Genomic DNA, 26,257 nt, shown 5'->3' on the forward strand with positions numbered 1-26,257 from the left:
AATCGGGGCAAAGAGTCCGCAAACAGAAGATCCCCACCACCTCCACCGCCTGCGGTTTTATGCCCCGGGACCTTCGGCAGGGGCCCTTCCCGACCCCTCCGAGCGCTGCAACCAACCGCCCCAGGATGTCCCTCATGTCTGGTGTGCCGGGAACGAACCCCGGCCCGTTCAGGAGGAACCCCATGCGCAAGGCACTCACCTTCTCGGCCATCGCCCTCGCCTCGTCGATGGCCCTGGCAGCCCCCGCCGTCGCGTTCGCCGCCGACTCCACCCCGACGGCTTCGAGCAGCCCCGCCACCGGCACGGTCTCCGCCCCGGTGGCCCTGAAGGTCTCGGTCTCCTCGGCCAAGGCCGGCGACTCCGTCCAGCTCTCGATGGAGGTCCCGGACGGTTCGACGAACCTGTCCATCTCCTCCAAGGCCCTGAACGACGTCAAGATGACGGACGGCCGCGGCGCCACGGCCACCGTCGCCGAGGTCCCCGCCGGCACCTACGGCATCTCCCTCACCGGCACGGGCCCCGACGGCAAGAAGCTCCAGGCCACCGCGCAGCTCACGGTCAAGGCCGACGCCCCGAAGCCGACCGAGTCCACCGTCAGCCTGTCCAAGGACAACGGCAAGCCGGGCGACAAGATCCAGGTCACCATCAAGACCGCGGCGAACGAGAAGAGCGCGTTCGTCAAGTCCGACGCCTTCGGCGGCCAGGTCAGCCTGAAGAGCAACGGCAAGGGCGTCTGGACCGGCACCGCGGTCGTCGCCAAGGACGTCAAGTCCGGCTACTACGGCGTCGAGGCCTACGCGGGCGGCAAGAAGTTCGACACCGTCAAGTTCTCCACCGACGCCACCGGCCCGGTCAACCCGACCCCGAAGCCGAAGCCGGTCGACCCGAGCCACCACAAGACCCCCAAGGGTTCCGTGAACACCGGCCAGGCCCCGCTCGGCTGGGTCCCCTCGGACGCCGCGAACCATGGCTGAGCGGTCCACCCCTGAACGCGCCCCCCGCCAGGGCGGCCGCGCACTGCGCGCGGCCGCCCTGGCGGGCGCCTCGGCGCTCACCGTTCTCCTGATCTCTTCCTGCTCCTCCGGCGCTGACGCCGCCGGCGGCGCGGTCGAGAACGACCCGGCCACCGCCAAGACCGCCTCGGTGCTGAACGCCTCCGTCCCGGACCGCATCGTGATCCCCGACATCAAGGTCGACGCCCCGCTCGACACCGTCGGACTCGACGCCCAGGGCGCCATGAAGGAGCCCGACTTCGACAAGCCGAAGGACGCGGCCTGGTACAAGGAGGGCCCGACCCCCGGGGAGAAGGGCGCGGCCACCATCGTCGGGCACATGGACACGCCCCAGGTGCCCGAGGCCGTCTTCTACAACCTCAAGAAGCTGAAGAAGGACGAGAAGATCGAGGTCCACCGGGACGACGGCTCCACCGCCGTCTTCGCCGTGGACGAGGTCGACACCTTCAAGAAGGACCGGTTCCCGACCGACAAGGTCTACGGGGACACCCACGGCAAGGCCGAGCTCCGCGTCATCACCTGCGGCGGCAACCTCACCAAGGACCGCCACTGGGACGCCAACGTCGTGGTGTTCGCGCACCTCGTGGGGAAGGAATAGCCCCCTGATCGGGCGGCTACCTGATCAGGGGACTATCTGATCAGGCGACTACTTCGCGACGGCGAAGCGCATGAGGGCCTGCTCGTCCCCCGGCTTGATCTTCCCGGTCTCGTTGATGACGTGCAGCTTCCAGCCCGCCCCGTCCCGGACCGCCTTGGCCACGGCGCAGCCGTTGTCGCTCCCGAGCAGGCTCGGCCAGATGTCGGCGACCTGCTGGGTGCTGCCGCCCGTGCCGTCGTACACCTTGAAGCTGATGTTGCGGGCGCTCTGGAAGGAACTGCCCTTCTTGTACGCGGCGGCGACGAAGACGATGGACGTGACGTTGCCCGGTACCCGGGAGAACTCGACGGTCACCGTCTCGTCGTCGCCGTCACCGTGGCCGGTCTGGTTGTCCCCGCTGTGGAGCAGCGAGCCGTTGCCCATGGGGTCCAGGGAGTCGAGACCCGCGAGGCGGACGGGATCCGCACCCTGCATGGCGATCGCGATCAGGTCCAGGTCGGTCCCCATCTTCCGCTTGAACTTGCCCATCAGGCCGCCGCTGCTGCCCACGGTGGGGTCCCACGAGACCCCGATGGACAGGTGGGTTACGCCGCCCAGGTCCGCGGGGCCGTCTTCCTTGGTGAGCGTGATCATGCGCAATCCTCACAAATAGCAGTGCCATACCGACTCCCTGAAGTCTGCCTGAAGCCGGTTCGTTTGCGGAGCCGCTCGACGCACGCGATACCTTCAGGGCCTCGGCATCCGGTGTTCCGCGGATGCCGTACGGCGCGGTACGCGGTACGGCGCAGTACATCGCAGTACAGCTTGGAGGCAGCAGCGTGAGCGTGCGAGTGACGGCGGCCCAGGACGGCGTGGACCCCTTCGGCACGGCCCGGCTGCGGCGCGGGGTGCTCGGCGCCTGGGGCTCCGGCCCGGCCCGCTTCCGCGAGGACGCCAACGCCGAGGAGGACCTGGCGCTCGGCGGCTACCGCGACCGGCTCGTCGTCGAGCTCGCGCAGAACGCCGCCGACGCGGCCGCCCGCGCCGGGGTCCCCGGCCGGCTGCGGCTCACCCTGCACGCGGGCACCGACCAGCCCGACGGGCACGCGCTGCTCGCCGTCTCCAACACCGGCTCCCCGCTCGACGCCACCGGCGTGGAATCGCTGTCCACGCTGCGCGCCTCCGCCAAGCGCGACGACTCCTCCGGCAGCGTCGGCCGCTTCGGCGTCGGCTTCGCCGCCGTCCTGGCCGTCTCCGACGAGCCCGCCGTCCTCGGCCGGCACGGCGGCGTGCGCTGGTCCCTGGCCGAGGCCCGCGAGCTGGCCCGGGGAGCGGCCGTCGGCAGCTCCGGGCTCGGTGAGGAACTGCGCCGCCGCGACGGCCACGTCCCTCTGCTGCGCCTCCCGCTGCCCGCGGAGGGGACCGCGCCCGAGGGCTACGACACCGTCGTGGTCCTCCCGCTGCGCGACGCCGCCGCCGAGGAGCTGGCCGGTCGGCTGCTCGCCGCCGTGGACGACGCCCTGCTGCTGACCCTGCCGGGGCTCGCCGAGGTCGTCGTGGACACCCCCACCGGGGGCGTGCGGACACTGACGCGGCGCACCGAAGGCCCGTACACCGTCATCGCCGACTCCGCCTCGGACACCGCGTCCGGCCGCAGGCGATGGCGCACCGTCCGCCACTCCGGCCCCATCGAGAAGGCGCTGCTCGCCGACCGGCCCGTCGAGGAACGGCTGCGGCCCGTCTGGGCGGTGTCCTGGTCCGTGCCCGTCGACGCCGAAGGCGCCCCGGTCCGCCCCGTGACCGCCGCCGTGGTGCACGCGCCGACCCCGACCGACGAACCCCTGGGCATCCCCGCGCTGCTCATCGCGACCCTGCCGCTGGACACCACCCGCCGGCACCCCGCGCCGGGGCCGCTGACCGACTTCCTCGTGGAGCGCGCGGCCGACGCCTACGCCGAACTCCTGGGCTCCTGGAACCCGGTGAGCACCGCGCTCGTGGACCTCGTACCGGGCCCGCTCGGCAGGGGCGAGCTCGACGGGGCGCTGCGCGCCGCCGTCATCGCGCGCCTGCCCCGTACCGCTTTCCTCGCGCCCGCCGCACCCGCCGCACCCGCCGAGTCCACCGAGTCCACCGAGTCCACCGAGTCCACCGAGAACGCTGAGAACGCCGAAGAGCGGGCCGCCCTGCGCCCCTTCGAGGCCGAGGTCGTGGAGGGTGCGGGCGCGGACACCGTACGGGTCCTCGCGGAGGTGCTGCCGACCCTGCTCCCGGCCGGGCTGGAGCGCCGCCCCGAACTGCGCACCCTGGGCGTGGGCCGGCTGCCGCTGGGCGAGGCCATCGAGCGGATCGCCGGCATCGAGCGGACCCCGGAATGGTGGTACCGGCTCTACGACAGCCTCGCCGGGGTCGACCCCGACCGGCTCTCCGGCCTCCCCGTGCCGCTGGCCGACGGCCGCACCGCGATCGGGCCCCGGCACCTGCTGCTGCCCGGCGCGGACGCCCCGCGGTCGGGCACGCCGCAGAGCCTGGCCCGGCTCGGCCTCAAGGTGGCCCACCCCGACGCGGTGCACCCGCTGCTGGAGAAGCTCGGCGCGCTCCCGGCGAGCCCGCGCGCCGTCCTGACCACCCCGCAGGTGCGGGCGGCCGTCGCGGCCTCCCTGGACGCCGGGGAGATCTGGGACGAGGACGCCCTCGACCCCGAGGAACTGGCCGACATCGTCCTCGGCCTGGTCCGGGACGCCGAGCTCTCCCCCGGCGACGAGCCGTGGCTGGGCGCGCTCGCCCTGCCCGACGAGGACGGCGAGCCGACCCCGGCCGGCGAGCTGCTGCTGCCCGGCTCCCCGCTGGCCTCCGTGGTTCGCGAGGACGAGATCCCGTACGTGGACGCCGAGTTGGTGGAGCGCTGGGACGAGCGGACCCTCACCGCCGTGGGCGTCCTCGCCACCTTCCAGCTGGTCCGCGCCACCGACGTGGTCCTGGATCCCGACGAACTGGAGCCCCGTGACGGGGACTTCGCGGAGCCCGATGACGCCGGTCTGCTCGACGCCGTGGACGTCTGGTGCGAGGACCTCCTGGACCAGCTCCCCGACACCCCCGTACCGCCGGTCGCCACCGAGCTGGTCGCCGTACGGGACCTCGACCTGGTGGACGACGACTGCTGGCCCCAGGCCCTGGCCATGCTGGCCCAGCCCCCGCTGCGCGACGCCCTGACCCAGCCGGTACGGGTCCTGCTCCCGGACGGCACCACCCGCTCCGTGCGCTCGTACACCGCCTGGTGGCTGCGCGACCACCCGGTCCTGGACGGCCGCCGCCCGGCCGGCCTGCGCTCGGCGGGCGGCGACCCGCTGCTGGCGGGCCTCTACACCCCGGCGGACGCCACCGGCTTCGAGGACGAGCAGGTGCTGCGGGCCCTGGGCGTACGCACCACCGTGCCCGCCCTACTGGAGGAGCCGGGCGGCGCCGCCGAGCTGCTGGGCCGCCTCGCCGACCCGGACCGGGAGGTCGGTGGACGCCAACTGCACGGCCTGTACGGGGCACTGGCCGAGCTGGACCCCGAACAGGTCACCCTGCCCGACGAGCTGCGCGCGGTCGTGGACGGCGAGGTGGTCGTGGTGGACGCGGCCGAGGCGCTGATCGCGGACGCCCCCGACCTGCTCCCCCTGACGGCCGGGCTCCCGCTGCTGCCGGTGGCCCCGTCCCGGGCCGCCGACCTGGCGGAGCTGTTCCAGGTCCGGCGCCTCTCGGAGACGTTCCCGGCGGAGGTCACCACCGAGGGCGAGGAGCACGAGGTCCCCGCATCGGTGCACCAGCTCCTGGGCCCGGCCACCCCGAAGAGCTACGTGGAGCACGAGGAACTCCTGGCGGGCGGCGTCGAGCTCGACTGGCGCCGCACCCCGGACGGCATCCTGCACGCCTCCACCCTGGAGGGCGTCGCGGCGGCCCTCGCCTGGGCGGCGGGCCAGTGGCCGCGCCGCTTCGAGGTGGCGGCCCTGCTGGAGGACCCGTCGCGGACGGCGGAGCTGGCCCGGGACCGCTGGTTCGACTAGGACCCGCCCGGGCCGGTCCGTGAGGGCGTCATAGGGTTGCGGTATGAGCAACTCCGATGCGGCTGCCGTCCTCACGACCGCCGACCTGCCAGAAGCGATACGCGCGGTGCGTACGCTGCTGGACATCTCGGGCGTCGATCAGGCAGAGGTCGACTTCGAAGCCTCGATCACGTCGGCGGATGTCCTGGCGCGCGTACGTCGCGCACTGCCCGACCTCGTGTGGTCGTCGGCCGGCGAGGCGCACGGCTCCTCGGAGGCCGGAGACGACCCGGCGCAGTGCCTCCCGATCCGAGTGTTCGACTGGTGCCGTCCGCTGGACCGCGCCGAGCCCTTCATCGACGCCTTGGGGTCGGATCTCGCTGCGGTCCGGTGGGATCTCGACGCTTGGCCCGCCGTTCCCGAAGCGGGGCTGGAACGGGTCTCGCAGAAATACGCGTACCTCACGCTGACCGTGAATTCCCGGGACCTCTACCAGAGCGAGCCCTCGCAGGACCACACCGTCCACGTGCACGTCCAGAACGCCGCCTTCGACACCGATCGCATCACCTGGCTCGCCGATCGAGTGGGCGGCCGGTTCACCGGCAGGGTGGAGACGGCGCCTCTGTAACCGGGATTCTCCGGGGCCGCCGCGCCTGCGCTCACCCCACCGGCGTGAGCAGCGCGTCCGCGATGGCCGTTCGGGCGTACAGCACCGAGCGGCCCGCGCGGTGGCCGGTTACCAGGCCCGCGTCGCGCAGGGCCGTGAGGTGCTGGGAGACCGCGGCTGCGGACAGGCCGCTGTGCCGGGCCAGTTGGGTGGTGGAGGCCGGGGTGTCGAGTTCGGCGAGCAGCAGGGTGCGGGAGCGGCCCAGTACGGCGGCCACCGCGTCGGTGGCCTTGGTGGCGCGGGGCTCCCAGAGGGTGCCGATCCCCCGGGCCGGGTAGGCCAGTTGGAGCGGATCGGGGGCCACCGAGCGGGTCAGGACCCGGGGCCAGGCGAAGGCGGAGGGCACGAGCAGCAGTCCGGGGCCGGTCTGGTCGCGGGTCAGCGCGCAGTGCGTGCGGACCATGCGCAGGGTTCCGGCGTCCCAACTGACGGTGTCGTGCAGCTCGTTGAGGACGTGTGCGGAGCCGTGCTCGGCGACCTGCCGGGCCCGGTGGAACACGTCGGCTTCGAGGAGCTGGCGGATCCGGGGCCAGTAGGGCGCGAGCGCGAGTTCCCAGTAGGCCTGGATCTCGTCGGTGACCTTCTCCATGACGGCTTCGGGGTCCTCGTGGAGCAGCCTGAGGCGTGCGGACGGCCGGTCCGCCGGACGATCCGCCGGACGGTATTTGGCCGCGATCGTCGCCAGGTCGGCGCGCACGTTCTCCGGGCTGCTGGCGCGGATCGCGGCCAGCTCCGCGGCCAGGTCGGGGAAGGGGCCGGCCGGGGTCGGGTTGAGGAAGTCCGCGAGGTAGCCGCCGCCCGGGATCAGGGCGGCGAGCCAGCCCCGGTCCAGGCCGGCGCGCTGCAGCCGGGGCCTCACCTGTTCGGCCCAGCGGCGGTGCAGCGGCGGATCGGTCTCGGCGTTCAGCAGCCGGTAACTGGTGACGACCTCCCACATCGGCGACACGGCGAAGCGGGTCTGCGCCAAGTCCGCCGCGGAGAAGTTCAGTTCGTATTCCATGACCCCGCGTACCCCCGCCGTTGCCCATTGGATTCGGTCCCACCTTAATCAATAGGGCCCGCGGCCGTCCCGGCGCAGGCTCTTGCCATGCCCTCCTCCTTCCGTGGTCTCCCGCCGCTCGTCTGGACCCTGTTCGCCGGTTCGATCGTCAACCGGATCGGCTACCTCGTCACCCCGTTCCTGGTCTTCCTCCTCGCCGACCGGGGCATCACCGGATCCGACATTTCCTTCGTGCTCGGCGCGCTCGGCGCCGGCCACCTGCTCGGCCCGGCCGTCGGCGGGCTGCTCGCCGACCGGATCGGCCGCCGTCCGACCATGCTGATCGGGCTCATCGGCTCCGCCGTCGCCCAGGGCGCGCTGTTCCTGGCCCCGGGGATCTGGACGATGGCCGCCTCCGCGCTGCTGCTCAGCACCGCCGGGGCCACCGTCCCGCCCGCCGCGTTCGCCCTGCTGGCCGACGCGGTGGACACCGGCTGGCGGCAGCGGGCGTACGCCCTGTTCAACTGGGGCGTCAACATCGGCACGGCCGTCGCGGGCGTCCTCGGCGGCTTCCTCGCCGCGCACGGGTACTGGCTGCTCTTCGTCGTCGACGCCGGTTCGGCGCTCGTCTACGCCACCGTGGTCGCGACCCGGCTGCGCGAGCCGGCCCGCACCGCCCCGGCCAAGGCCACGGGCCTGGGCTACGGGGTCGTCCTGCGCGACCGGCTGCTGCTCCTGCTGCTCCCGCTGCTCGGGATCCAGCTGTTCGTGTACTCGCTGACCGAGGTGGCGCTGCCGCTGGCCGTCCGCGACAGCGGGCTCTCGCCTGTCGTGTACGGGGCCCTGGCGGCGGTCAACGCCGTCCTGGTGGTGGCCCTGCAGCCGTTCGTGACGGCCAGGCTGTCGGGACTGCCGCAGCTCCCGGTGCAGGCGGCCGGCAGTGCCCTGATCGCCGCCGGGGTGGCGCTGACCGGGCTCGCGGACTCCGTCACGGGGTACGTGGTCTCGGTGGTCGTCTGGTCGCTCGGCGAGGTGGCCGTGGCCGGCATCGCGGCCTCACTGGTGGCCGACCTGGCCCCGGCCGACGCCCGGGGCCGCTACCAGGGCGCCTTCAGCTGGACCTGGGGCATGGCCCGCTTCTCCGCCCTCACCCTGGGCGTCGCCCTCTACACCGGGGTCGGGGCGGGCGCCCTGTGGTGGGGGGCCCTGGTCGCCGGACTGCTCGCCGCGGTGGCGATCCTGGGCCTGCGCACCCGGATCGCGGCCCGCGCGGAGCTCGCCCTGGCCGCCTGACCGGGGCGAACGGGCCGAGGCGAGCGGGCCGGGGCGAGCCGGCCGGTGTCGCGGAAGGCTCAGACCACCGTGACCGGGTGGCGGACGACCCCGTCGAAGAGGTAGCCCTGGGTGTTGTGGGCGGCCGTCTCGGGCTGCGTCCGCCCGGTCGCGTCCGTGGCCCGGGCCAGCAGGGCGGTCGCCCCCGGGGTCCGCGGGGTCCACGGCACCGACCAGCGCACCCAGCTGCCGCGGCGCGGAACGTCGTGGAGCCGGGCCCGCCGCCAGCGGGCGCCCCCGTCGGTACTGACCTCCACCTGGTGCACGGGGGCCGCTCCGGACCAGGAGCGTCCGGTCAGCAGCTGCGGGCGGTGCACGGGCACGGTCGCGCCCAGCTCCAGCTCGAAGGCGCTCTTGAGGGTCTGCCGGGTCAGGGGCGCGCTGCCCTGCGGAGGCTGGTCGGGCCCGAACAGCCGGTACAGGTCGGTGTTCCACGGCGTGTAGAGCGGCTGCCCGCTCACCTCGATGTCCCCGACCCACTTGATCGAGGAGATCCCGATCCAGTCCGGAACGACCACCCGGACCGGCCCGCCGTGGTCGGCCGGCAGCGGCTCGCCGTTCATCTCGTACGCGAGGATCACGTCGTCCAGCGCCTTCGACACCGGCAGCGGGCGCCGCACCCGGCCCAGGTTCACGCCGTTGGTGACCACCTCGTCGTCCAGGCCCCGGGGCAGTACGTCCACGGCTTCGCGGGTCACCCCGGCCCGCCGCAGCACGTCCGAGAGCCGGGCCCCGCGCCAGTGGGCCACACCGATCGCGCCGAGGGTCCACGCCGTCCCGGCCACCGTCTGGCCCTGCTGGGTGGTGTAGAAGCTGCGGCCGTTGCCCGCGCACTCGATGAACAGCGTCCGCTCGACGGCGGGCAGCGCGCGCAGCCGGTCGTACGAGAACTCCACCGGCCCCCGGGACAGCGCGTCGCCCCACACCTTCAGCCGCCAGGCGTCCTTGTCGAGGCGCGGGGTGGCGGTGTGGTTGCGGACGAAGAACCGGTCCAGGGGTGTCAGTTGGCCCGTGCCGCGCAGGGCGGCGAACTTCGTTTCCGCGTTCGTACCCCGGATCGTGAACAGCTCCGGCGGCAGCGGCTTCACGACCCCGGGCAGGTCGGCGGTTCCGGTCGGGCCCGCGGCCGCCGCGGCTTCGGTGGTTCCGGCGGCTGCGGCCGTCCCGGCGGCGCCCAGGCCGAGGGTGCCGGCCGCGGCTCCCGCCGCGAAGAGCCTGAGCAGGTCGCGGCGGTCCACTCCGGCCGAGCGGGCACGGCCGCGCGCCCACTGGCGCAGGCGCGCACGGTCGTACTGGCTCTCGTCGGACAGGTCGAGGGGCATGGCGGGACACTCCCTTGATCGCGATTCAGACGGACCCTAGGAGTCCGGCCCGGCGCGCGGGAGCCTCTCTTCACGATGGCCACGAACCTTTAACACTGCCGCAATGTCCGGCCCGGTCAGGGCGGCTGGATCCTCAAGTGGCCCTCTAGGCAGGGAACTTGCGGTTCACCCACCGGAAGGTGAACTCGATGAGGACGGCCGCGACGGCGGCGATGCCCACGGCGGTCCACGGCATCGCGGCGCCCTCCAGCTTGAGCTGGAAGAAGTCCTGGAGCCAGGGCACGACGAGCACGATCAGGAACGCCCCGCCCATCGCGCCGACCAGGCCGACCCGCCACCACGTATAGGGGCGGGCGATGATCGCCAGGACCCACATCGAGGTCAGGAACAGCGCGAGCGTCGCGGCGCTGGTCTCGGCCTTGAGGGCGTCCGGGCCGGTGTAGTGGTGGCGGGCGATCACGTACGTCACGAAGCAGGCGACGGCGGCGATGACCCCGCCCGGGATCGCGTACCGCATCACGCGTTTCACGAAGTGCGGCTTGGCCCGCTCCTTGTTGGGCGCCAGCGCCAGGAAGAAGGCGGGGATGCCGATGGTCAGCGTGGACAGCAGCGTCAGGTGGCGCGGCAGGAAGGGGTACTCGACCTGGGAGCAGACCACCAACACGGCCAGCAGCACCGAGTAGACCGTCTTCGTGAGGAAGAGGGTGGCGACGCGGGTGATGTTGCCGATGACCCGGCGGCCTTCGGCGACCACCGAGGGCAGGGTGGAGAAGCTGTTGTTGAGGAGGACGATCTGGGCGACGGCCCGGGTGGCCTCCGAGCCGGAGCCCATCGAGACGCCGATGTCGGCGTCCTTGAGCGCGAGCACGTCGTTGACCCCGTCGCCGGTCATCGCGACGGTGTGGCCCCGGGACTGGAGGGCGGCGACCATGTCTCGCTTCTGCTGCGGGGTGACCCGCCCGAAGACGGCGTTCCGGTCGAGGGCCTCGGCCATGGCGCCCTGGTCGGTGGGGAGCTTTCGCGCGTCGACGGTGTTCTCGGCGCCGGGCAGGCCGAGCTTCCCGGCGACCGCGCCGACCGAGACGGCGTTGTCCCCGGAGATGACCTTGGCCTTGACGTCCTGGTCCTCGAAGTAGCGCAGGGTGTCGGCGGCGTCGGGGCGCAGCCGCTGCTCCAGGACGATCAGGGCCGTCGGTTTGACCCCGGTGGCCACGGCCGGGTCGTCGAGTTCGCGGGCGGCACGGCCCAGCAGGAGGACCCGTAGGCCCTGTTCGTTGAGCTCGTTGATCTCCTCCAGGGCCGGGTCCCCGGCCGGGAGCAGCACGTCGGGGGCGCCGAGCAGCCAGGTGTTGTTCTCGCCGTCGCCCTCGCTGAAGCTGGCGCCGCTGTACTTGCGGGCGGAGGAGAAGGGCAGCGACTCGGTGCAGCGCCACTCGGCGCTGTCGGGGTAGGCGTCGATGATCGCCTGGAGGCTGGCGTTGGGGCGCGGGTCGCTCTCGCCGAGCGCGCCGAGGACCTTCTTGACGTACGCGGCGTCCGCGCCGCCGAGCGGGCGGCACTCGGTGACGTCCATGCCGCCCTCGGTGAGGGTGCCGGTCTTGTCGAGGCAGACCACGTCCACGCGGGCGAGGCCCTCGATGGCGGGCAGCTCCTGCACCAGGCACTGCTTGCGGCCGAGCCGGATGACGCCGATGGCGAAGGCGACGGAGGTGAGGAGGACCAGGCCTTCGGGGATCATCGGGACGATGCCGCCGACGGTGCGGGCGATGGCGTCCTTGAGGTTGTTGTCCTTGACGATCAGCTGGCTGATGATCAGGCCGATGGAGGTCGGGATCATCATCCAGGTGACGTACTTGAGGATGGTGGAGATGCCGGAGCGCAGCTCGGAGTGGACGAGCGTGAACCGGGAGGCCTCTTCGGCGAGCTGCGCGGCGTAGGCCTCGCGGCCGACCTTGGTGGCGGTGAAGGCGCCGCCGCCGGCGACGACGAACGAGCCGGACATGACGGGGTCGCCGGGCTTCTTCAGGACGGGGTCGGCTTCGCCGGTGAGGAGGGACTCGTCGATCTCCAGGCCGTCGGCCTCGCCGACGAGCCCGTCGACGACGACCTTGTCCCCGGGACCGAGCTCGATGACGTCGTCGAGGACGATCTCGGAGGTGGAGATCTCGGCGGTGCGGCCGTCGCGGCGGACGCTGGGTTTGGCCTCGCCGATGACGGCGAGGCTGTCCAGGGTCTTCTTGGCGCGCATTTCCTGGATGATGCCGATTCCGGTGTTCGCGATGATCACGAAGCCGAAGAGGCTGTCCTGGATCGGGGCGACGAAGAACATGACCACCCACAGGACGCCGATGATGGCGTTGAAGCGGGTGAAGACGTTCGCACGGACGATGTCGGCGGTGGAGCGGCTGCTGCGGACGGGGACGTCGTTGACGGCTCCGCGGGCGACGCGCTCGGCGACTTCGGCGGTGGTCAGCCCGGCCGGCTTGAACCGGGGTGCGGGCGGTCGGACCGGGTGTACGGGATCGAGCTCGGCCCCCGCGTCGATGGCGGTCCCGGCGGGTGCGGGGCCGACGCTGGCGCCCGGCTCCGGTCCCTCTGATTCGATCTGTGCCCGCTCCGTCATGGTTTCGACGGTAAAGGGGGATCCAACGGTTCACCCGCCGAAAGGTATGAAGATCAGACTTCGGGATGAGTCGAATCGTCCGCTGGTAGCCCCTTCGCCCGACCCGGTGCGGCGCGCCGGGCACGTGCGGCGCCGTTTCCAGGGGGCTCCGCCCCCGGACCCCCGCGCCTCAAACGCCGGCGAGGCTGGATTTGACGGGCTAGCCCGCCTGGGGAGACGGGCCCGCCGGGGTGTCTTCGTTCCGGGCGGCCAGCTCGGCCGCGTGGCGCTTCAGGGCCGCGTCACGGCCGCGGACGTACCAGAGGCCGATGAGGCCGAGGACCCCGCCGACCGCGCAGGTCCACACCCACCACAGCATGCCGCGGTCCGCGAACCACCCGTAGAAGGGGAGCTGGAGGAGGAAGAGGGCGAACCAGATGATCGTGCCGCCCGCGACGGTGCCGACGATCGGACCCTCGAGGGGCTCGGGGGCCTCGTGCTGCGCAGTCCATTTCGCCATGGGGACAAGTCTAGGCCGGTCGGCGGAGGGTCTACGCGCGGAGATAGACGCTCCTTCGTTCATGTGTTCATACTGAAACGGTTTGGGCTTGGCCCGTTTTCGTCGTATGAAACCACCACCGAGGACCAGGACCCCCATGAGCACGTCGGCCCCCGTGGACCGCTACTTCAAGATCTCCGAGCGCGGCTCGACCATCGGCCGCGAGGTCCGCGGCGGGTTCGCCACCTTCTTCGCGATGGCCTACATCATCGTGCTGAACCCGATCATCCTGGGCAGCGCGAAGGACATGTACGGCAACCAGCTCGACGGCGGCCAGCTGGTCACCGCCACCGTGCTGACCGCGGCCTTCACCACCCTCCTGATGGGCGTGATCGGCAACGTCCCGATCGCCCTCGCGGCCGGCCTCGGCGTCAACACCGTCGTCGCCCTCCAGCTCGCCCCGCGCATGAGCTGGCCCGACGCCATGGGCATGGTGGTCCTGGCGGGCTTCGTGGTGATGCTGCTGGTCGCCACCGGCCTGCGCGAGCGGGTCATGAACGCGGTCCCGGTCGGCCTGCGCAAGGGCATCGCCATCGGCATCGGCCTGTTCATCCTGCTGATCGGCCTGGTCGACTCGGGCTTCGTCACCCGCATCCCGGACCTCGCGCACACCACGGTCCCGATCCAGCTCGGCGGCAACGGCCACCTGCACGGCTGGCCCGTCCTGATCTTCGTGGTCGGCGTCCTGCTGACGCTCACCCTGATCATCCGCAAGACCCCCGGCGCGATCCTGATCTCCATCGTGGCCATGACCGTCACCGCCCTGGTGATCCAGCTGATCACCAAGCTCCCGGACGCCGCCTGGGGCCTGACGGTCCCCGAGTGGCCGGGCAACCCGGTGGCCGCGCCCGACTTCGGCCTCATCGGCCAGGTCAGCCTGTTCGGCGGCTTCGGCAAGGTCGGCATGCTCACGGGCATCCTGTTCGTCTTCACCGTGCTGCTGTCCTGCTTCTTCGACGCGATGGGCACCATCCTCGGCGTCGGCGACGAGGCGAAGCTGACGAAGCCGGACGGCTCCTTCCCCGGCATCAACCGGGTCCTGTTCGTGGACGGCATGGCCGTCGCCGCGGGCGGCGCCTCCTCCTCCTCGGCCACCACCTGCTTCGTGGAGTCCACGGCCGGCGTCGGCGAGGGCGCCAGGACGGGCCTGGCGAACATCGTGACGGGCGGCCTCTTCACCGTGTCGCTGTTCCTCACGCCGCTCGCCACGATGGTCCCCTCGCAGGCGGCCACGCCCGCTCTCGTCGCGGTCGGCTTCCTGATCATGGCCGGCTCGGTCAGGGACATCGACTGGAACGACTTCACGATCGCCGTCCCGGCCTTCCTGGCCATGGTGATGATGCCGTTCACGTACTCGATCACCAACGGCATCGGCATCGGCTTCGTGGCCTTCTCCGTACTGCGGCTGGCGACCGGCCGGGGCCGCGAGGTCCCGGTGGCCATGTACATCGTGTCGGCGGTCTTCGTCTTCTACTACGCGATGCCGGCCCTGGGCCTCACGTAAGGCCGTAGAACTTCTCCGTCTCGTCGACGGCCGCCTTGAAGCGTTCGTCGAAATCGTCGCGAATGAGCGTCCGGACCACATAGTCCTGGACGCTCATTCCTCGTTTGGCGGCATGAGTCCGGAGCCTGTCGAGGAGCTCCCCGTCTATGCGCATGCTCAGCACATGTGTCCCCATGCCGAAAGAGTCGGGGCACAGGGCATGGACGCGTGTCACTTTCCGGAGCCGACTCACCCGTACGAGTGACACCAGATAAGTGGTGTTCCTTAGGTAGAGTAATGAGTTACTCTAAAGACATGCATGACCTTTCCCATGGTGACGACGCAGCCGCCGTGAACGACCTCCGCTCCGCCGTCATGCGGCTGGGCCGGCGCCTCAAGCACCAGCGCGTCGACGAATCGCTGAGCCCGACCGAGATGTCGGTGCTCGGCACCCTCGCCCGCTGCGGCCAGGCCACCCCCGGTGAGCTGGCCCGGCGCGAGCACGTGCAGCCGCCGTCCATGACGCGCATCGTCGCGTTGCTGGAAGCCAAGGGACTGGTCACGCTGGAACCGCACCCCGACGACCGCCGCCAGAAGGTGGTCCGCCAGACGGAGGAGGCCGAAGCGATGCTCGAAGAGAGCCGTCGCAAGCGCAACGCCTTCCTCGCCGGGCTCGCGGCCGAGCTGACCGAGGACGAATGGGCGAAGCTGCGCGAAGCCGCGCCCGTCCTGGACAAGCTCGCGCACCTATAGGAACGACGCCAGGAGGCGACCCCTTTTGAGTACGGGACCCGGAGCAGACTCCGCCCCCGGCCACACACCCACCACTACGCGCACGCACCGCACGTCCAAGAACGCGCGGAACAAGAACTCGATGTTCAGCTCGCTGAAGATCCGGAACTACCGGCTCTTCGCCACGGGCCAGGTCGTCTCGAACACCGGCACCTGGATGCAGCGCATCGCACAGGACTGGCTGGTCCTGTCGCTGACCGGATCCGCCTCGGCGGTCGGCATCACCATCGCGCTGCAGTTCCTGCCGATGATGCTGTTCGGGCTCTACGGAGGCGTACTCGCCGACCGGCTCCCCAAGCGGCCGCTGCTGCTCTGCACCCAGGCGGCCATGGGCCTCACCGGCCTCGCACTCGGTGTCCTCACCCTCGCCGGCCACGTCAACGTCTGGCACGTCTACCTCGCGGCCTTCCTCCTCGGCCTGGTCACCGTCGTGGACAACCCGGCCCGGCAGACCTTCGTCTCCGAGATGGTCGGCAAGGACCAGGTGGCCAACGCGGTCAGCCTGAACTCGGCCAACTTCCAGTCCGCGCGACTGGTCGGCCCCGCCATCGCCGGTGTCCTCATCACCGCCGTCGGCTCCGGCTGGGCCTTCCTGCTCAACGGCCTGTCCTTCGCGGCGCCGATCGCGGCCCTGCTGCTGATGCGGACCCGCGAACTGCACCAGGTCGAGGTCCAGCCCCGCGCGAAGGGCCAGCTCCGCGAAGGCCTGCGGTACGTCGCCGGGCGGCCCGAGCTGATCTGGCCGATCGTGCTCGTCGGCTTCATCGGCACCTTCGGCTTCAACTTCCCGATCTGGCTGTCCGCCTTCGTCAGCAAGGTCTTCCACGGCGACGCGGGCACGTACGGGCTCTTCAACACCCTGATCGCGGCGGGCTCCCTGGCGGGTGCCCTGCTGGCGGCCCGGCGGGGCCTGTCCCGCCTGCGGCTGCTGGTCGCGGCGGCGGTGCTCTTCTCCGTCCTCCTGCTCGTGACGGCCTTCGCGCCGAGCTTCTGGCTGTTCGCGGCGCTGCTGGTCCCCCTCGGGGTCTTCGGCCTGACGGTGAACGTCACCGCCAACTCCAGCGTCCAGATGGCCACCGACCCCGAGATGCGGGGCCGGGTGATGGCCCTGTTCATGATGGTCTTCACCGGCGGCACCCCCATCGGCGCCCCGCTGGTCGGCTGGGTCACGGACACCTACGGCGCGCGGATCGGCATGGCCGCGGGCGGAGCGGTCTCCCTGGCCGCCGCCGTCACGATCGGCCTCGTCCTCTCGCGCATCGGCAACCTCCGCCTCAGCGTGAACCGCCACGGCGTGACCTTCGTGCCCTCGGACCGCCGCCGCCAGCTGGCGACGGCGGCGTAGCGCCTCGCGGTGCCTGAGGGCGCCTCGAACGCCGGCGGGGCTGGAAAATCCAGCCCCGCCGGCGTTTGAGGCGATCTTTCAGCCCCGCCGGCGTTCGAGGAGCGGGGCTCCGGGGGCCGGCCCCGGTAACGGCGCCGCACCGGGCACCCGCCGCTAGGCTCGGGCCATGAGACTGTTCGCAGCCGTCATCCCGCCCGAGGCGGCCATCGCGGAACTGGCCGAGGCCGTGCGCGACCTGCGCGACGACCACCTCCGCTGGACCGCGGAAGCGGGCTGGCACTTCACCCTCGCCTTCATGGGCGAGGTACGGGAGGAGCTGCTCCCCGAGCTCCACACCCGCCTCGCCCGCGCCGCCGCGCACACCGCACCCTTCCCGCTCCGGATCCACGGCTCCGGCCACTTCGGCCACCGCTCCCTGTGGGCCGGCGCCGCCGGCGACCTCGACGCCCTGCGCATGCTCGCCGAGCGCGCCGACGCCGCCGCCCGGCGCTCCGGGGTGCCCATGGACCAGCACCACCGCTACACCGCCCACCTCACCCTCGGCCGGCTCCGCGACGAGCGGCACGACGTCCGCCCCTACTGCACGGCCCTGGCCTCCTTCGAGGGCACCGCCTGGCAGGTCGGCGAGCTCAGCCTGGTCCGCAGCAACCTGCCCGACTCCGGCGTCCCCGGCGAGCAGCCCCGCTACGAGGTCGTCGGCTCGTGGGAACTGGGAGAGCCCGCCCCTCCGTACGAAGGGCGGGCCCGCTCGCGTTAGGCTCGACGGGTGGATCCCAAGACCAGAAACCGCGTCATGGCCGGTGTGCTCGTACTGATGTTCGTCGTGGTGGCCGTGGCCGCCGCCGTGGGCCAGTAGGACGGCGGGCCCGCCGGGCGGCTCCTACCAGGCGAACGCCTCCGGAGCCGGCCCCGGCCCCGGGAAGACCTCGTCCAGCCCGGCCAGCACCTCCGGCGATAGCTCCAGCTCCACCGCCCGCAGCGCGGACGCGAGCTGCTCCGGCGTACGCGGACCGACGATCGGGCCGGTGACCCCGGGACGCGTCAGCAGCCAGGCCAGGGCGACCTCGCCGGGCTCCAGTCCGTGCTTGTCCAGCAGGTCCTCGTACGCCTGCACCTGCGCCCGTACGGAACTGTTCGCGAGCGCGTCCGCCGAGCGGCCGCTCGCCGTCCGCCCCGACTCCGCCGCCTTGCGGATGGCCCCGCCCAGCAGCCCGCCGTGCAGCGGGGACCACGGGATGACGCCGAGCCCGTACGCCTCGGCCGCCGGAATGATCTCCAGCTCCGCCCGCCGCTCGGCGAGGTTGTAGAGGCACTGCTCGCTGACCAGGCCGAGCCGCCCCGAACGCGCCGCGGCCTCGTTGGCCTGGGCGATCTTCCAGCCGGGGAAGTTCGAGGAGCCGGCGTACAGCACCTTGCCCTGCTGGATCAGGACCTCGACGGCCTGCCAGATCTCCTCGAAGGGCGTCAGCCGGTCCACGTGGTGGAACTGGTAGATGTCGATGTAGTCGGTGTTCAGGCGCTTGAGGCTGGCGTCGACGGCCCGCCGGATGTTCAGCGCCGACAGGCGGTCGTAGTTGGGCCACGGGTCGCCCTCCGCGGCCATGCTCCCGTAGACCTTGGTGGCGAGGACCGTCTTCTCACGGCGTCCGCCGCCCTGGCCGAACCAGGTACCGATGATCTCCTCGGTACGGCCCTTGTTCTCGCCCCATCCGTACACGTTGGCCGTGTCGAAATAGTTGATACCGGCGTCGAGCGCCGTGTCCATGAGGGCGTGGCTCTCCGGCTCTCCCGTCTGGGGGCCGAAGTTCATGGTGCCGAGGACAAGTCGGCTGACCTTGAGACCGGTGCGTCCGAGCTGCGTGTACTCCATGGGCCACTAGCCAACTCCTTCGAGCCCACTCCAGGCAAGACCAAGACCCTCCGCATGGAGTCGGTAGCCCCTTGAGTCGGGCGATGCGCGCTCGGCCCGGCGCTTGGCGAGCGGCTTGCTCTTATGCGATGGCTCTGAGGAGTACGCGATAGTCCAACAGGCGCGCGAGGAAGGCCCTTCCTGGGAGTCCGACCCACTGGAGCAGGGGTTTTGGGCGCAGGCTGACGACTTGGTCTGCGACAGGACGAAGAGTGCAGACGTGCTGGATGGCAATCTCGAGCCGCACCAGCCCTCCACGCGTAGTCACGATGCTGTCGCATTGCGTGATGATGGTCGGCTAATCTGCGACAGAGGGGGTGACAGTGGTGCGGGCTGCTCAGACGTGCAGGTTCCGGGGTAAGAACAAGGCTCCGAAGTGGAAGAAGCCCGACGACGGGCAGGTGTCGGTGATGGTGCTGCCGCTGGCCGTCGACGATCCCGCTGACCTGGCCCGCGTGGAGAAGCTGTTCGGCGCGATGTGGGCGATCAAGCGAGCCGTCCAGCGCGATGCCCGCGCCAAGGTTGATGCCTGCTGGGTCGCGTTCCACGAGCGAGAGCGCGACGGGGTGAAGGCCGTGCGGCAGCGTCTCGGGCTGTCCCGTGAGGCCTTGGAGCGGTGTGCGTACAAGCACCTCGAAGACTCGGGGCACTTGAAGCACCACGCCTCGAAGGCCCTGGCCATGCACATGGCCGACGAGGTGTGGAACGGAGTCCAGCGCCACCTGTTCCCCGACGCCACCGGCAAGCGGCACGGCCGCCCGAAGACGGGTCGCTGGTACGACTTCACCCGCGTCCCCGGCCGCGCCCGCTCCCACACCACCGACCGCAAGTGGGAGACCTTCCGCCTCGTCGGCTCATTGCACGGCCACACGATGGCCTACACCAACGGCGGCCGGCACACCCTTCAGCAGCCCCGCCGGATGCCAGTGCCGGCCGCACCGTCTGGCAGCGTGCCCACCGGCAACGCCACGGCGTCGCGAAAGCCGGGCACGCGAAAGGCGACGTGGTGGGACCACGCGGGACCGCTCGCCGTGGTGTTCACGGGCGGCCCGGACGGGAGCCGGGGTGACCTGGTGCTCCCGGTGCGTATCCCGCAGCAGCCCGGCCAGTGGGAGCGCGTCGAACACTTCCTGTCGAATCCCGGCCGCTGGCACAAGGTCGATCTCGTCCGCCGCCGCAGGGCATCCGCTCCGGGCGGCTGGGTGTATGAGGCGCACCTAATGACCCTCGGCCCCGGATACGCCGCCCCCGCCGTGCGGCAGATGCGCGACCGGGCTGCTGAGATGGACCGGATCGGCGGGGTGGACGGCAACGTCTCCAACGTCTCGATCGTCTCCCTGCCCGCCGGCCTCGACCCGGCCGCCGGTGTCCCGGCCTCCACCGAGATCACCCTCAGCCCCGCCGAACGGGCTCTGCTGGAGCAGGAGGCAAAGAAGCGACGCGGACGATCTCGGGCCTTGGAGCGATCCCGCCGGGCCACCAACACTGCACAGTACGGCCTGTCGAAGAAGCAGGCCCGCCGCGCCGAGCACCGGGCCTCCAAGGGCCTGCCCGAGAAGGCTGTGACGGTACCGGGCGGTGCCCGCGCTTCCCGGTCGGACGGGGTGCCGAAGCGGGCGTTCCGCCGTGACCGTCTGTCCACCGAGTACCGGGAGCTGCGCGCCCGCCAGGCCGAGGCGGCAGCTTCGGCCGCCGAGCGCCGCCGCCATCGCGCCCGTCTCCTCGCCCGGCAGATCATCGCCGCGCACGGCCCCGTGCTCGTGGTCGAGGACTGCGACATCCGCACCTGGTACCGGCTGTGGGGCAAGCGACTCTCCCAGACCACACCCGGCCTGCTCATCGCTGCCCTTGAGCGCGAATGCACGGCTGCGGGCGGCCGTCTGGTACGGGCCTCCATGTGGTCGACGGCCCTGTCTCAGCACTGCCTGTGCGGCGAACGCGTGAAGAAGACCCTGCGGGACCGGGAACACAAATGCATCGCGTGCGGACTCACCGGGAAACGCGACCTCGTGTCCGCCGCCCTGGCCTCCTTCGTCCGCTTCACCGACGTGGACGACCCCAAGACCGCGTACCTGGACACCACCGCGTCCCAGCATGCACAGATCACCTTCGCCCAAGGGCTGGAAGAAGCCCTGCGGGAGTCAACCGCACCGAGCCAGACCACCACGTCTCGTGGTGCTGGTCATGCGGCAGTCCCACGGCAACGCCGTGGGACCTCTGCTCCCCGAACCGCCGGACGGCGGTCCCGAGCGACCCCGGATGAGCCACGCCCCGTGCGTGACCACGCCGGAAAGCCCGGACACCGCCCCGGCTGCAACCCGCAGCTCACCCTCTGGTGAATTACGGATCAAGTCTTAGCCAACTGCCTGGAGTGCGCTCGAAGCAAGACCCGCCCGTGAAGCGCGTGTTACGTGTCCTGCCGCGGCCGGTACGGGCCCCCCAGGCCCCAGGCCTGGTGCAGGACCGCCGCGAACTCCCCCGCCAGGCGGTGCTCGCCGCAGGCGTTGGGGTGCGTGCCGTCGTAGGTGTCCCGGTCGATCTCGTACGCCTCCGGGCGGGCGGCCAGCAGGATCGGCGAAGCGGGGGTCGACAGGTCGGCGACCGCCTTGCCGAGCAGCTCGTTGAAGAGCTCGACCTGCTGCGCGAAGGGCGCGTCGTCCCGGGCCCGGACGTTGGGTATGACGGGCAGCAGGACCATCCGTATCCCGGGCCGGGCGGCGCGGGCCTCCGCGATGAACCGGCGGACGTTGGCGGCGGTGCCCTCGGCGGAGGTGTAGAAGCCCAGGTCGATCAGCCCGAGGGAGACCAGCAGCAGGTCGGCCCCGCAGGAGCGGACGGCGGGCCCGATGAGCGGGGCCATGTGCTGCCAGCCCTCGCCCCAGCCGGCCAGGTGGCGGCGGGCGTCGGCGGGGAAGCCCGGGTCGGCGTAGGCCTCGCTGGTCGGCGCGTCCGCGAGGGCGTCGTAGAGGCCGCTGCGCGGGCCGACGATCTCGTACGGGCCGCCGAAGGTGGTGTCGAGGTGCTGCCACATCCGATAGCGCCAGGTGTAGTCGCCGGCGCATCCGACGGTCATGGAATCCCCGACGAACATGAAACGCATCCGGTCATCTTCGCGGATCACCGGGCCGCGGCCCCTGTGATGCCGGACACGCGGGGCGGGCTGGCAGGGTAGGGGGATGCGCCCGCACCTGCTGCCCCTGACCGCCGCCGCCGCTGCCGTCCTCGCCCTGCTGCCCTCGGCCGCCGCCGCCGCGGCAGGGTCGGCCGGGTCCGCGTCCGGGTCCGCCGCGTCCGGGTTCACGATCACCGACCCCCGGATCAAGGAGTCGAGCGGGCTCACGGCCAGCCGGATCCACCCCGGCGTCTACTGGACGCACAACGACAGCGACGACGGCCCGTACGTGTACGCCGTGGACTCCGCGACCGGGAAGACGGTCGCGCGGATCACCCTGACGGGCATCGGCACACCGCGGGACATCGAGGGGATCTCGCTGGGCCCGGACGGGCGGCTGTACGTCGGTGACATCGGGGACAACCGGGGCGGCTCCTGGAACCACGTGTGGATCTACCGGTTCGCCGAGCCGAGGACGCTCCGGGACGCCACGCTCAAGGCCGAGCAGTTCACGGTGAAGTACGCCGACGGGCCGCGGAACGCGGAGGCACTGATGGTGCATCCGGTGACGGGGCGGGTGTACATCGCGAGCAAGGACGAGAAGGCCGGCGGGCTGTACGAGGGCCCGGAGTCGCTGTCCGCCTCCGGCACGAACACCTTCCGGCGGATCGGGGACGTCCCGTGGGTCACGGACGGGGCGTTCTCCCCGGACGGGGGGCGGCTCGCGCTGCGGGGGTACTTGTGGGCGAAGACGTACCCGTGGAAGGACGGGCGGCCCGCCGGGGACGGGGAGGCGGTGGCCGCGCCGTGGCAGGGGCAGGCGGAGTCCGTGACGTACACGGCGGACGGGACGACGCTGATGTTCGGGGCGGAGGGGGCGAACAGCCGGGTCGTCGCCGTGCCGGTCGCGGCCGCCGCGAAGCCGTCGGCGTCGGGGTCCGCCCCCGTTTCCGGTGCTCCGGCTCCTTCCCCGGGCGCGCCCGCCGCCCCCGACGGCGGAAGCTTCACGAAGGGCGCGCTCGTCCTGGTCGCGGCCCTGACCCTCACCCTTGCCGCGAAGCGGCTCCTCCGCCGCCGCCCCAAGCCCTGACCCTCCGGGGCGGGGCCGGGTGCGGGTGCGGGTGGGTGGGCCCTGCGGGGCGAAGTCCCCTACCCGCCCTTCCACCGTTCCCCGGGCGCTGCCCGGACCCCTCCTGGGGCTTCCGCCCCAGACCCCGGTCCTCAAACGCCGGACGGCTGAAAAACCCGAACGCCAGCGGGCACGTGCGGTCCGACGCCGGCAAAATCCAGCCCCTCCGGCGTTTGAGGAGCAGGGGTCCGGGGACTGGTCCCCGGCAACGGCGCCGCGCCGCTGCGGCTCAGGCTCCCTGGATCGGGATCTGGTGGGAGGTCGCGGGAGAGGATCCGTTGGTCGGAGCTTCCGTGGGAGGCGTCGGCTGGGACATCGTCGACAGGAGTTGGCGGGCCAGGCCAAGGCCCGTGCCGCCCATCGTCAGGGCCTTCGCAAACATCTCCGACATGCCCTCCGCCCCGTTGAGCAAGATCATGTGCTCTACGTTGCCGAAGGCACCCGCTCCCGCCTCCACGATCGCCGGCCAGTTCTCGGCGAGCTGCTGCGCGACCACCGCCTCCTGGTTCTCCGCCAGCGCGGCGGCCCGCGCCTGGATGGCCGCCGCCTCCGCGAGGCCCTTCGCCTTGGCGGCCTCCGCCTGCGCCAGCCCGTTCGCCTGGGCCGACGCCGCCTCCGCGAGGCCCTTGGCCTGCGTCGCCGCCGCCTCCGCCTCGCCGGTCGCGCGGGTGGCCGTCGCCGCGGCCAGGCCGCGTGCCTCCGTGGCCTTCGCGTCGGCCGCGGCCGCCGTGGTCACCCGGGTCGCCTCGGCCGCGGCCGCCAGCTCCGTCTCCTTCGCCTTGGCCTGCGCCGCCGAGATGCGGGCGTCGCGGTCGGCCTCGGCCCGGGTCCGGGTCTCGTACGCCGCCGCGTCCGCCGGCTTGCGCACGTCCGCCTGGAGCTGCTGCTCGCGCCGGTGCGCCTCCAGCTCCGCCACCCGGGTCTCCTGGACCACGACCTCCTGCCGCGCCGCCGCCTCCGACAGCGGGCCCGCCTGCCGGGCCGTCGCGGCCGCCTTGTCCCGCTCGGCCTGGTAGCCGGCCTGGAGGATCTCGCTGTCCCGGGTGGCCTCCGACATCCGCGCGAAGGCGGCCTGTTCGGCCTCGGTGGCCCGCAGGTTGGCGTCCGCCTGGGCGATGCGCGCGTCCCGCTGGACGGCCGCCGCGTGCGGCATCGCCAGGTTCTTGATGTAGCCCGTCGGGTCCTCGATCTCGTGGATCTGGAGGGAGTCGACGATCAGGCCGAGCTTCTCCATCTCGGTCCCGCACGCGGCCCGGGTCTGCCCGGTCAGCTTCTCCCGATCGCGGATCATGTCCTCGACCGTCAGGCCGCCGACGATGGACCGCAGATGGCCGGCGAAGACGATGTGCACCCGCTCGGGCATCATCTTCTGCTGGTCCAGGAAGCGGCGGGCCGCGTTGGCGATGGACACGAAGTCGTCGCCGATCTTGAAGATGACCACGCCCTTGACCCGCAGCGGAATGCCCTGGTGGGTCACGCAGTCCACGTTCAGCTGGGTCTCGTTGAGGTCCAGCGACAGCTTCCGCACGGCCTGCACGCCGGGCATCACCATGGTTCCGCGCCCGGTGACGATCCGGAAGCCCATGCCCTCCGCGATGCCCTCGGTCTTGTGCGCGGAGCCGGAGATGACCAGTGCCTCGTTGGGCTCGGCCACCCGCCACATGAGCTTGAACAGGCCGATCGCGGCCGCGATCGCACCCACGACAATCCCTGCCAGTACGCCGACAGACATCGGCAACTCCCCCTCTTACGCGGCGGCGTTCGCCGTCGAGAAGGCGAGTGTGCGCCCGTGTCGCAGGGGCGTGAAGACGGCTGCCGAATCTTGTCGCCATCTTGATACGAGAGGACGGGACCCCTGGTCAGTCGCCGTACGCGGCCATCACGTAGACCGTCCGCGGCGGCAGGTACTCGACCACCGTGACCACCGTGCCGACCGTCAGCCGGCCCGTCCCCGGCGCCGGGTGCGCGAGGAAGTGCTCGGCTCCGCCCCGGATCCGCACGATGACCTCGCCGACCAGCCCCGGCCCGACCGTTCCGGTGACCCGGCCGTCCAGTCCCACCATGTCCGATTCCCCCATGCACCGAGCGTACGGGGCTATCCCCGTGCGGGGTCCTCGTCGAGCCGGTATTCCTCGCCGTCCGCGTGATAGCCGTACAGCTCCCCGTAGCGGCCCCAGTCCGTCGCCGTCTCCAGTTGCTGCTCCAGCTGCTCGCTCGTGTAGTGGTGCGAGAGCAGGTCGCGGAAGAAACCGGCCCGCTGGGTGCCGCCCCGGGAGCGCTCCAGGGTGGTGTGGATCAGGTGGACCAGCGGGACCTCCATGGCCCCCTCGGCGAACAGTTCCTTCGACTCCTGTACGTCGGCCCCCGCGAAGGCGGTGCCGCGCGCGGTCAGCACCAGGTGCAGGTCCCGTACCTCGGCCAGGCCCAGCAGTTCCAGCCCGTCCACCTGGGGCAGTACGTCGTCCACCTCGAGGCCCAGTTCCTCGGCGAGGTCGGCGAGGTCCACGCTGCCGTCGCCGGTGCCCCGCTGGAGCACGATCTCGGCGAGGCCCGCCATGCCGTCGACGCTGGCCGCCGGGAGCGGGGTGTTGGCCGGGGTGCGTTTGGCCGGCGGGGCCGTGGCCGGGGTCTTGGCGGTGCGGCCGGTCATCACCGCGTACACGGCGTCCACGATCCGCTCGAAGTCGGCGCCGCCCCGGTCCCGGGGGCGGGCCAGGTCCACCGCGAAGGTCTCCTTGATGGTGCCGTAGGGCCGCGAGCCCAGCACCACCACCCGGTCGGCCATCAGCACCGCCTCCTCGATGTTGTGCGTGACCAGCACCACCGCCTTGGCGGGGAAGCGGTCGGAGGCCCACAGCTCCATCAGCTCGCCGCGCAGGTTCTCGGCGGTGAGCACGTCCAGCGCGGAGAACGGCTCGTCCATCATCAGCACGTCCGGTTCCACGACGAGCGCCCGGGCGAAGCCGACGCGCTGGCGCATCCCGCCGCTGAGCTCCTTCGGGTAGGCCGACTCGAAGCCGTCGAGGCCGATCAGGTCGATGGCCTCCACCGCCTGCCGGGCCCGCGCCTCGCGGTCCATGCCCTTGGCTTCCAGGCCCAGTTCGACGTTCTGCTGCACCGTCAGCCAGGGCAGCAGCGCGAAGGTCTGGAACACCATCGCCGTGCCCGGGTTCGCCCCGCGCAGCTCGTCGCCCCGGTAGGTGACCGAGCCGGAGCTGGCGGGGATCAGCCCGGCGAGGCAGCGCAGCAGGGTGGACTTGCCGCTGCCGGACTTCCCGAGGAGGGCGACGATCTCGCCCTCGCGGATCTCCAGGTCGATGCCGCCGAGCACGGGCAGCTCCCCGTCGGCGCCGGCGTAGGACTTGGTGAGGGCGGCGGCCTGGAGGATCGTGGTCGCGGTCATCGGGGCGG

General features: G+C 71.9%; 22 protein-coding genes. 11 read left to right on the top strand and 11 right to left on the bottom strand.

Features of this window, described 5'->3' with window-relative positions; all coding sequences use genetic code 11:
• Positions 1-182 precede the first annotated feature (182 nt).
• Both OG247_RS19295 and OG247_RS19300 read left to right on the top strand, forming a co-directional pair.
• Positions 183-974, top strand: a complete 792-nt coding sequence (locus OG247_RS19295; protein ID WP_327253426.1) for a hypothetical protein — start codon at positions 183-185, stop codon at positions 972-974.
• Complete coding sequence (locus tag OG247_RS19300; protein ID WP_327253427.1) at positions 967-1,611, top strand: class F sortase; 645 nt, start codon at positions 967-969, stop codon at positions 1,609-1,611. Before OG247_RS19295 ends, OG247_RS19300 begins: the two co-directional genes overlap by 8 nt.
• 48 nt (positions 1,612-1,659) lie before the next feature.
• On the opposite strand, the gene OG247_RS19305 is transcribed toward OG247_RS19300, so the two are convergent.
• Complete coding sequence (locus tag OG247_RS19305) at positions 1,660-2,244, bottom strand: TerD family protein (RefSeq protein WP_327253428.1); 585 nt, start codon at positions 2,242-2,244, stop codon at positions 1,660-1,662.
• Positions 2,245-2,366: 122 nt separating this feature from the next.
• On the opposite strand from OG247_RS19305, the gene OG247_RS19310 reads away from it, so the two are divergent.
• Both OG247_RS19310 and OG247_RS19315 read left to right on the top strand, forming a co-directional pair.
• Positions 2,367-5,636: a sacsin N-terminal ATP-binding-like domain-containing protein gene (locus tag OG247_RS19310; RefSeq protein ID WP_442813340.1), complete on the top strand. Its 3,270-nt coding sequence runs from the start codon at positions 2,367-2,369 to the stop codon at positions 5,634-5,636.
• Positions 5,637-5,679: 43 nt separating this feature from the next.
• Positions 5,680-6,243 carry a hypothetical protein gene (locus OG247_RS19315; RefSeq protein ID WP_327253430.1) on the top strand — a complete coding sequence of 188 codons (564 nt, stop codon included), beginning with the start codon at positions 5,680-5,682 and terminating at the stop codon, positions 6,241-6,243.
• Positions 6,244-6,274: 31 nt separating this feature from the next.
• Here OG247_RS19315 and OG247_RS19320 read toward each other — a convergent pair whose 3' ends face one another.
• The gene (locus OG247_RS19320; RefSeq protein WP_327253431.1) at positions 6,275-7,282 is read right to left on the bottom strand and encodes an ArsR/SmtB family transcription factor; all 1,008 of its coding nucleotides are present in this window, start codon (positions 7,280-7,282) and stop codon (positions 6,275-6,277) included.
• Positions 7,283-7,369: 87 nt separating this feature from the next.
• Between OG247_RS19320 and OG247_RS19325 the strand changes: the two genes are divergently transcribed.
• Positions 7,370-8,554, top strand: a complete 1,185-nt coding sequence (locus tag OG247_RS19325; RefSeq protein WP_327253432.1) for an MFS transporter — start codon at positions 7,370-7,372, stop codon at positions 8,552-8,554.
• A gap of 59 nt (positions 8,555-8,613) precedes the next feature.
• On the opposite strand, the gene OG247_RS19330 is transcribed toward OG247_RS19325, so the two are convergent.
• The 3 genes from OG247_RS19330 to OG247_RS19340 all read right to left on the bottom strand — a co-directional run bounded on the left by OG247_RS19330 (position 8,614) and on the right by OG247_RS19340 (position 13,037).
• Positions 8,614-9,915: a sulfite oxidase gene (locus tag OG247_RS19330; RefSeq protein WP_327253433.1), complete on the bottom strand. Its 1,302-nt coding sequence runs from the start codon at positions 9,913-9,915 to the stop codon at positions 8,614-8,616.
• 145 nt (positions 9,916-10,060) lie between these two features.
• The gene (locus OG247_RS19335; RefSeq protein ID WP_327253434.1) at positions 10,061-12,538 is read right to left on the bottom strand and encodes a cation-translocating P-type ATPase; all 2,478 of its coding nucleotides are present in this window, start codon (positions 12,536-12,538) and stop codon (positions 10,061-10,063) included.
• 199 nt (positions 12,539-12,737) lie between these two features.
• On the bottom strand, positions 12,738-13,037 hold the full coding sequence (locus tag OG247_RS19340; protein WP_327253435.1) for a DUF2530 domain-containing protein: 300 nt from the start codon (positions 13,035-13,037) through the stop codon (positions 12,738-12,740).
• A gap of 106 nt (positions 13,038-13,143) precedes the next feature.
• Between OG247_RS19340 and OG247_RS19345 the strand changes: the two genes are divergently transcribed.
• Positions 13,144-14,580 (top strand): NCS2 family permease, encoded by a 1,437-nt coding sequence (locus OG247_RS19345; RefSeq protein ID WP_442813341.1) that lies wholly within the window; start codon positions 13,144-13,146, stop codon positions 14,578-14,580.
• Here the strand turns inward: OG247_RS19345 and OG247_RS19350 are convergent.
• Entirely contained in the window at positions 14,573-14,755 is a 183-nt protein-coding gene (locus tag OG247_RS19350) for a hypothetical protein (RefSeq protein ID WP_030156886.1), read from the bottom strand. The genes OG247_RS19345 and OG247_RS19350 overlap by 8 nt on opposite strands.
• Before the next feature lie 119 nt (positions 14,756-14,874).
• On the opposite strand from OG247_RS19350, the gene OG247_RS19355 reads away from it, so the two are divergent.
• The 3 genes from OG247_RS19355 (at position 14,875) to thpR (ending at position 17,453) form a co-directional block, all read left to right on the top strand.
• A complete protein-coding gene (locus tag OG247_RS19355) occupies positions 14,875-15,312 on the top strand; it encodes a MarR family winged helix-turn-helix transcriptional regulator (protein ID WP_214954723.1) in 438 nt (145 codons plus the stop codon).
• A gap of 25 nt (positions 15,313-15,337) precedes the next feature.
• The gene (locus OG247_RS19360) at positions 15,338-16,696 is read left to right on the top strand and encodes an MFS transporter (RefSeq protein ID WP_327253437.1); all 1,359 of its coding nucleotides are present in this window, start codon (positions 15,338-15,340) and stop codon (positions 16,694-16,696) included.
• A 166-nt stretch (positions 16,697-16,862) separates the two neighbouring features.
• Positions 16,863-17,453: an RNA 2',3'-cyclic phosphodiesterase gene (gene thpR, locus OG247_RS19365; protein WP_327253438.1), complete on the top strand. Its 591-nt coding sequence runs from the start codon at positions 16,863-16,865 to the stop codon at positions 17,451-17,453.
• Between the two features lie 123 nt (positions 17,454-17,576).
• On the opposite strand, the gene OG247_RS19370 is transcribed toward thpR, so the two are convergent.
• Positions 17,577-18,566 carry an aldo/keto reductase gene (locus OG247_RS19370; protein ID WP_327253439.1) on the bottom strand — a complete coding sequence of 330 codons (990 nt, stop codon included), beginning with the start codon at positions 18,564-18,566 and terminating at the stop codon, positions 17,577-17,579.
• A 365-nt stretch (positions 18,567-18,931) separates the two neighbouring features.
• Here OG247_RS19370 and OG247_RS19375 point away from each other — a divergent pair, with 365 nt between their 5' ends.
• Positions 18,932-20,944: a transposase gene (locus tag OG247_RS19375; RefSeq protein WP_327253440.1), complete on the top strand. Its 2,013-nt coding sequence runs from the start codon at positions 18,932-18,934 to the stop codon at positions 20,942-20,944.
• Positions 20,945-21,012: 68 nt separating this feature from the next.
• On the opposite strand, the gene OG247_RS19380 is transcribed toward OG247_RS19375, so the two are convergent.
• A complete protein-coding gene (locus tag OG247_RS19380) occupies positions 21,013-21,705 on the bottom strand; it encodes a GDSL-type esterase/lipase family protein (protein WP_327253441.1) in 693 nt (230 codons plus the stop codon).
• Positions 21,706-21,781: 76 nt separating this feature from the next.
• Here OG247_RS19380 and OG247_RS19385 point away from each other — a divergent pair, with 76 nt between their 5' ends.
• Positions 21,782-22,807 carry a WD40 repeat domain-containing protein gene (locus OG247_RS19385; RefSeq protein ID WP_327253442.1) on the top strand — a complete coding sequence of 342 codons (1,026 nt, stop codon included), beginning with the start codon at positions 21,782-21,784 and terminating at the stop codon, positions 22,805-22,807.
• Positions 22,808-23,075: 268 nt separating this feature from the next.
• Here OG247_RS19385 and OG247_RS19390 read toward each other — a convergent pair whose 3' ends face one another.
• From OG247_RS19390 to OG247_RS19400, 3 genes are all read right to left on the bottom strand, one after another.
• Positions 23,076-24,578, bottom strand: coding sequence for an SPFH domain-containing protein (locus OG247_RS19390; protein WP_327253443.1), 1,503 nt, complete (start codon positions 24,576-24,578; stop codon positions 23,076-23,078).
• A gap of 127 nt (positions 24,579-24,705) precedes the next feature.
• Positions 24,706-24,924, bottom strand: coding sequence for a hypothetical protein (locus tag OG247_RS19395; protein WP_214954762.1), 219 nt, complete (start codon positions 24,922-24,924; stop codon positions 24,706-24,708).
• A gap of 17 nt (positions 24,925-24,941) precedes the next feature.
• Complete coding sequence (locus OG247_RS19400; RefSeq protein ID WP_327253444.1) at positions 24,942-26,249, bottom strand: ABC transporter ATP-binding protein; 1,308 nt, start codon at positions 26,247-26,249, stop codon at positions 24,942-24,944.
• Positions 26,250-26,257 lie beyond the last annotated feature (8 nt).

This window comes from Streptomyces sp. NBC_01244 (assembly GCF_035987325.1).
In the GTDB taxonomy this organism is placed as follows: Bacteria; Actinomycetota; Actinomycetes; order Streptomycetales; family Streptomycetaceae; genus Streptomyces.

Excerpts from the sequence above, each read along its gene's own strand:
- OG247_RS19380 (WP_327253441.1), bottom strand. The coding sequence starts at position 21,705 with ATGCGTTTCATGTTCGTCGGGGATTCCATGACCGTCGGATGCGCCGGC.
- OG247_RS19295 (WP_327253426.1), top strand. The coding sequence starts at position 183 with ATGCGCAAGGCACTCACCTTCTCGGCCATCGCCCTCGCCTCGTCGATG.
- OG247_RS19330 (WP_327253433.1), bottom strand. The coding sequence starts at position 9,915 with ATGCCCCTCGACCTGTCCGACGAGAGCCAGTACGACCGTGCGCGCCTG.
- OG247_RS19335 (WP_327253434.1), bottom strand. The coding sequence starts at position 12,538 with ATGACGGAGCGGGCACAGATCGAATCAGAGGGACCGGAGCCGGGCGCC.
- OG247_RS19300 (WP_327253427.1), top strand. The coding sequence starts at position 967 with ATGGCTGAGCGGTCCACCCCTGAACGCGCCCCCCGCCAGGGCGGCCGC.
- OG247_RS19370 (WP_327253439.1), bottom strand. The coding sequence starts at position 18,566 with ATGGAGTACACGCAGCTCGGACGCACCGGTCTCAAGGTCAGCCGACTT.
- OG247_RS19355 (WP_214954723.1), top strand. The coding sequence starts at position 14,875 with ATGCATGACCTTTCCCATGGTGACGACGCAGCCGCCGTGAACGACCTC.
- thpR (WP_327253438.1), top strand. The coding sequence starts at position 16,863 with ATGAGACTGTTCGCAGCCGTCATCCCGCCCGAGGCGGCCATCGCGGAA.
- OG247_RS19340 (WP_327253435.1), bottom strand. The coding sequence starts at position 13,037 with ATGGCGAAATGGACTGCGCAGCACGAGGCCCCCGAGCCCCTCGAGGGT.
- OG247_RS19305 (WP_327253428.1), bottom strand. The coding sequence starts at position 2,244 with ATGATCACGCTCACCAAGGAAGACGGCCCCGCGGACCTGGGCGGCGTA.
- OG247_RS19310 (WP_442813340.1), top strand. The coding sequence starts at position 2,367 with ATGCCGTACGGCGCGGTACGCGGTACGGCGCAGTACATCGCAGTACAG.
- OG247_RS19350 (WP_030156886.1), bottom strand. The coding sequence starts at position 14,755 with ATGGGGACACATGTGCTGAGCATGCGCATAGACGGGGAGCTCCTCGAC.
- OG247_RS19400 (WP_327253444.1), bottom strand. The coding sequence starts at position 26,249 with ATGACCGCGACCACGATCCTCCAGGCCGCCGCCCTCACCAAGTCCTAC.
- OG247_RS19345 (WP_442813341.1), top strand. The coding sequence starts at position 13,144 with ATGAAACCACCACCGAGGACCAGGACCCCCATGAGCACGTCGGCCCCC.
- OG247_RS19320 (WP_327253431.1), bottom strand. The coding sequence starts at position 7,282 with ATGGAATACGAACTGAACTTCTCCGCGGCGGACTTGGCGCAGACCCGC.
- OG247_RS19395 (WP_214954762.1), bottom strand. The coding sequence starts at position 24,924 with ATGGGGGAATCGGACATGGTGGGACTGGACGGCCGGGTCACCGGAACG.
- OG247_RS19390 (WP_327253443.1), bottom strand. The coding sequence starts at position 24,578 with ATGTCTGTCGGCGTACTGGCAGGGATTGTCGTGGGTGCGATCGCGGCC.
- OG247_RS19325 (WP_327253432.1), top strand. The coding sequence starts at position 7,370 with ATGCCCTCCTCCTTCCGTGGTCTCCCGCCGCTCGTCTGGACCCTGTTC.
- OG247_RS19385 (WP_327253442.1), top strand. The coding sequence starts at position 21,782 with ATGCGCCCGCACCTGCTGCCCCTGACCGCCGCCGCCGCTGCCGTCCTC.
- OG247_RS19315 (WP_327253430.1), top strand. The coding sequence starts at position 5,680 with ATGAGCAACTCCGATGCGGCTGCCGTCCTCACGACCGCCGACCTGCCA.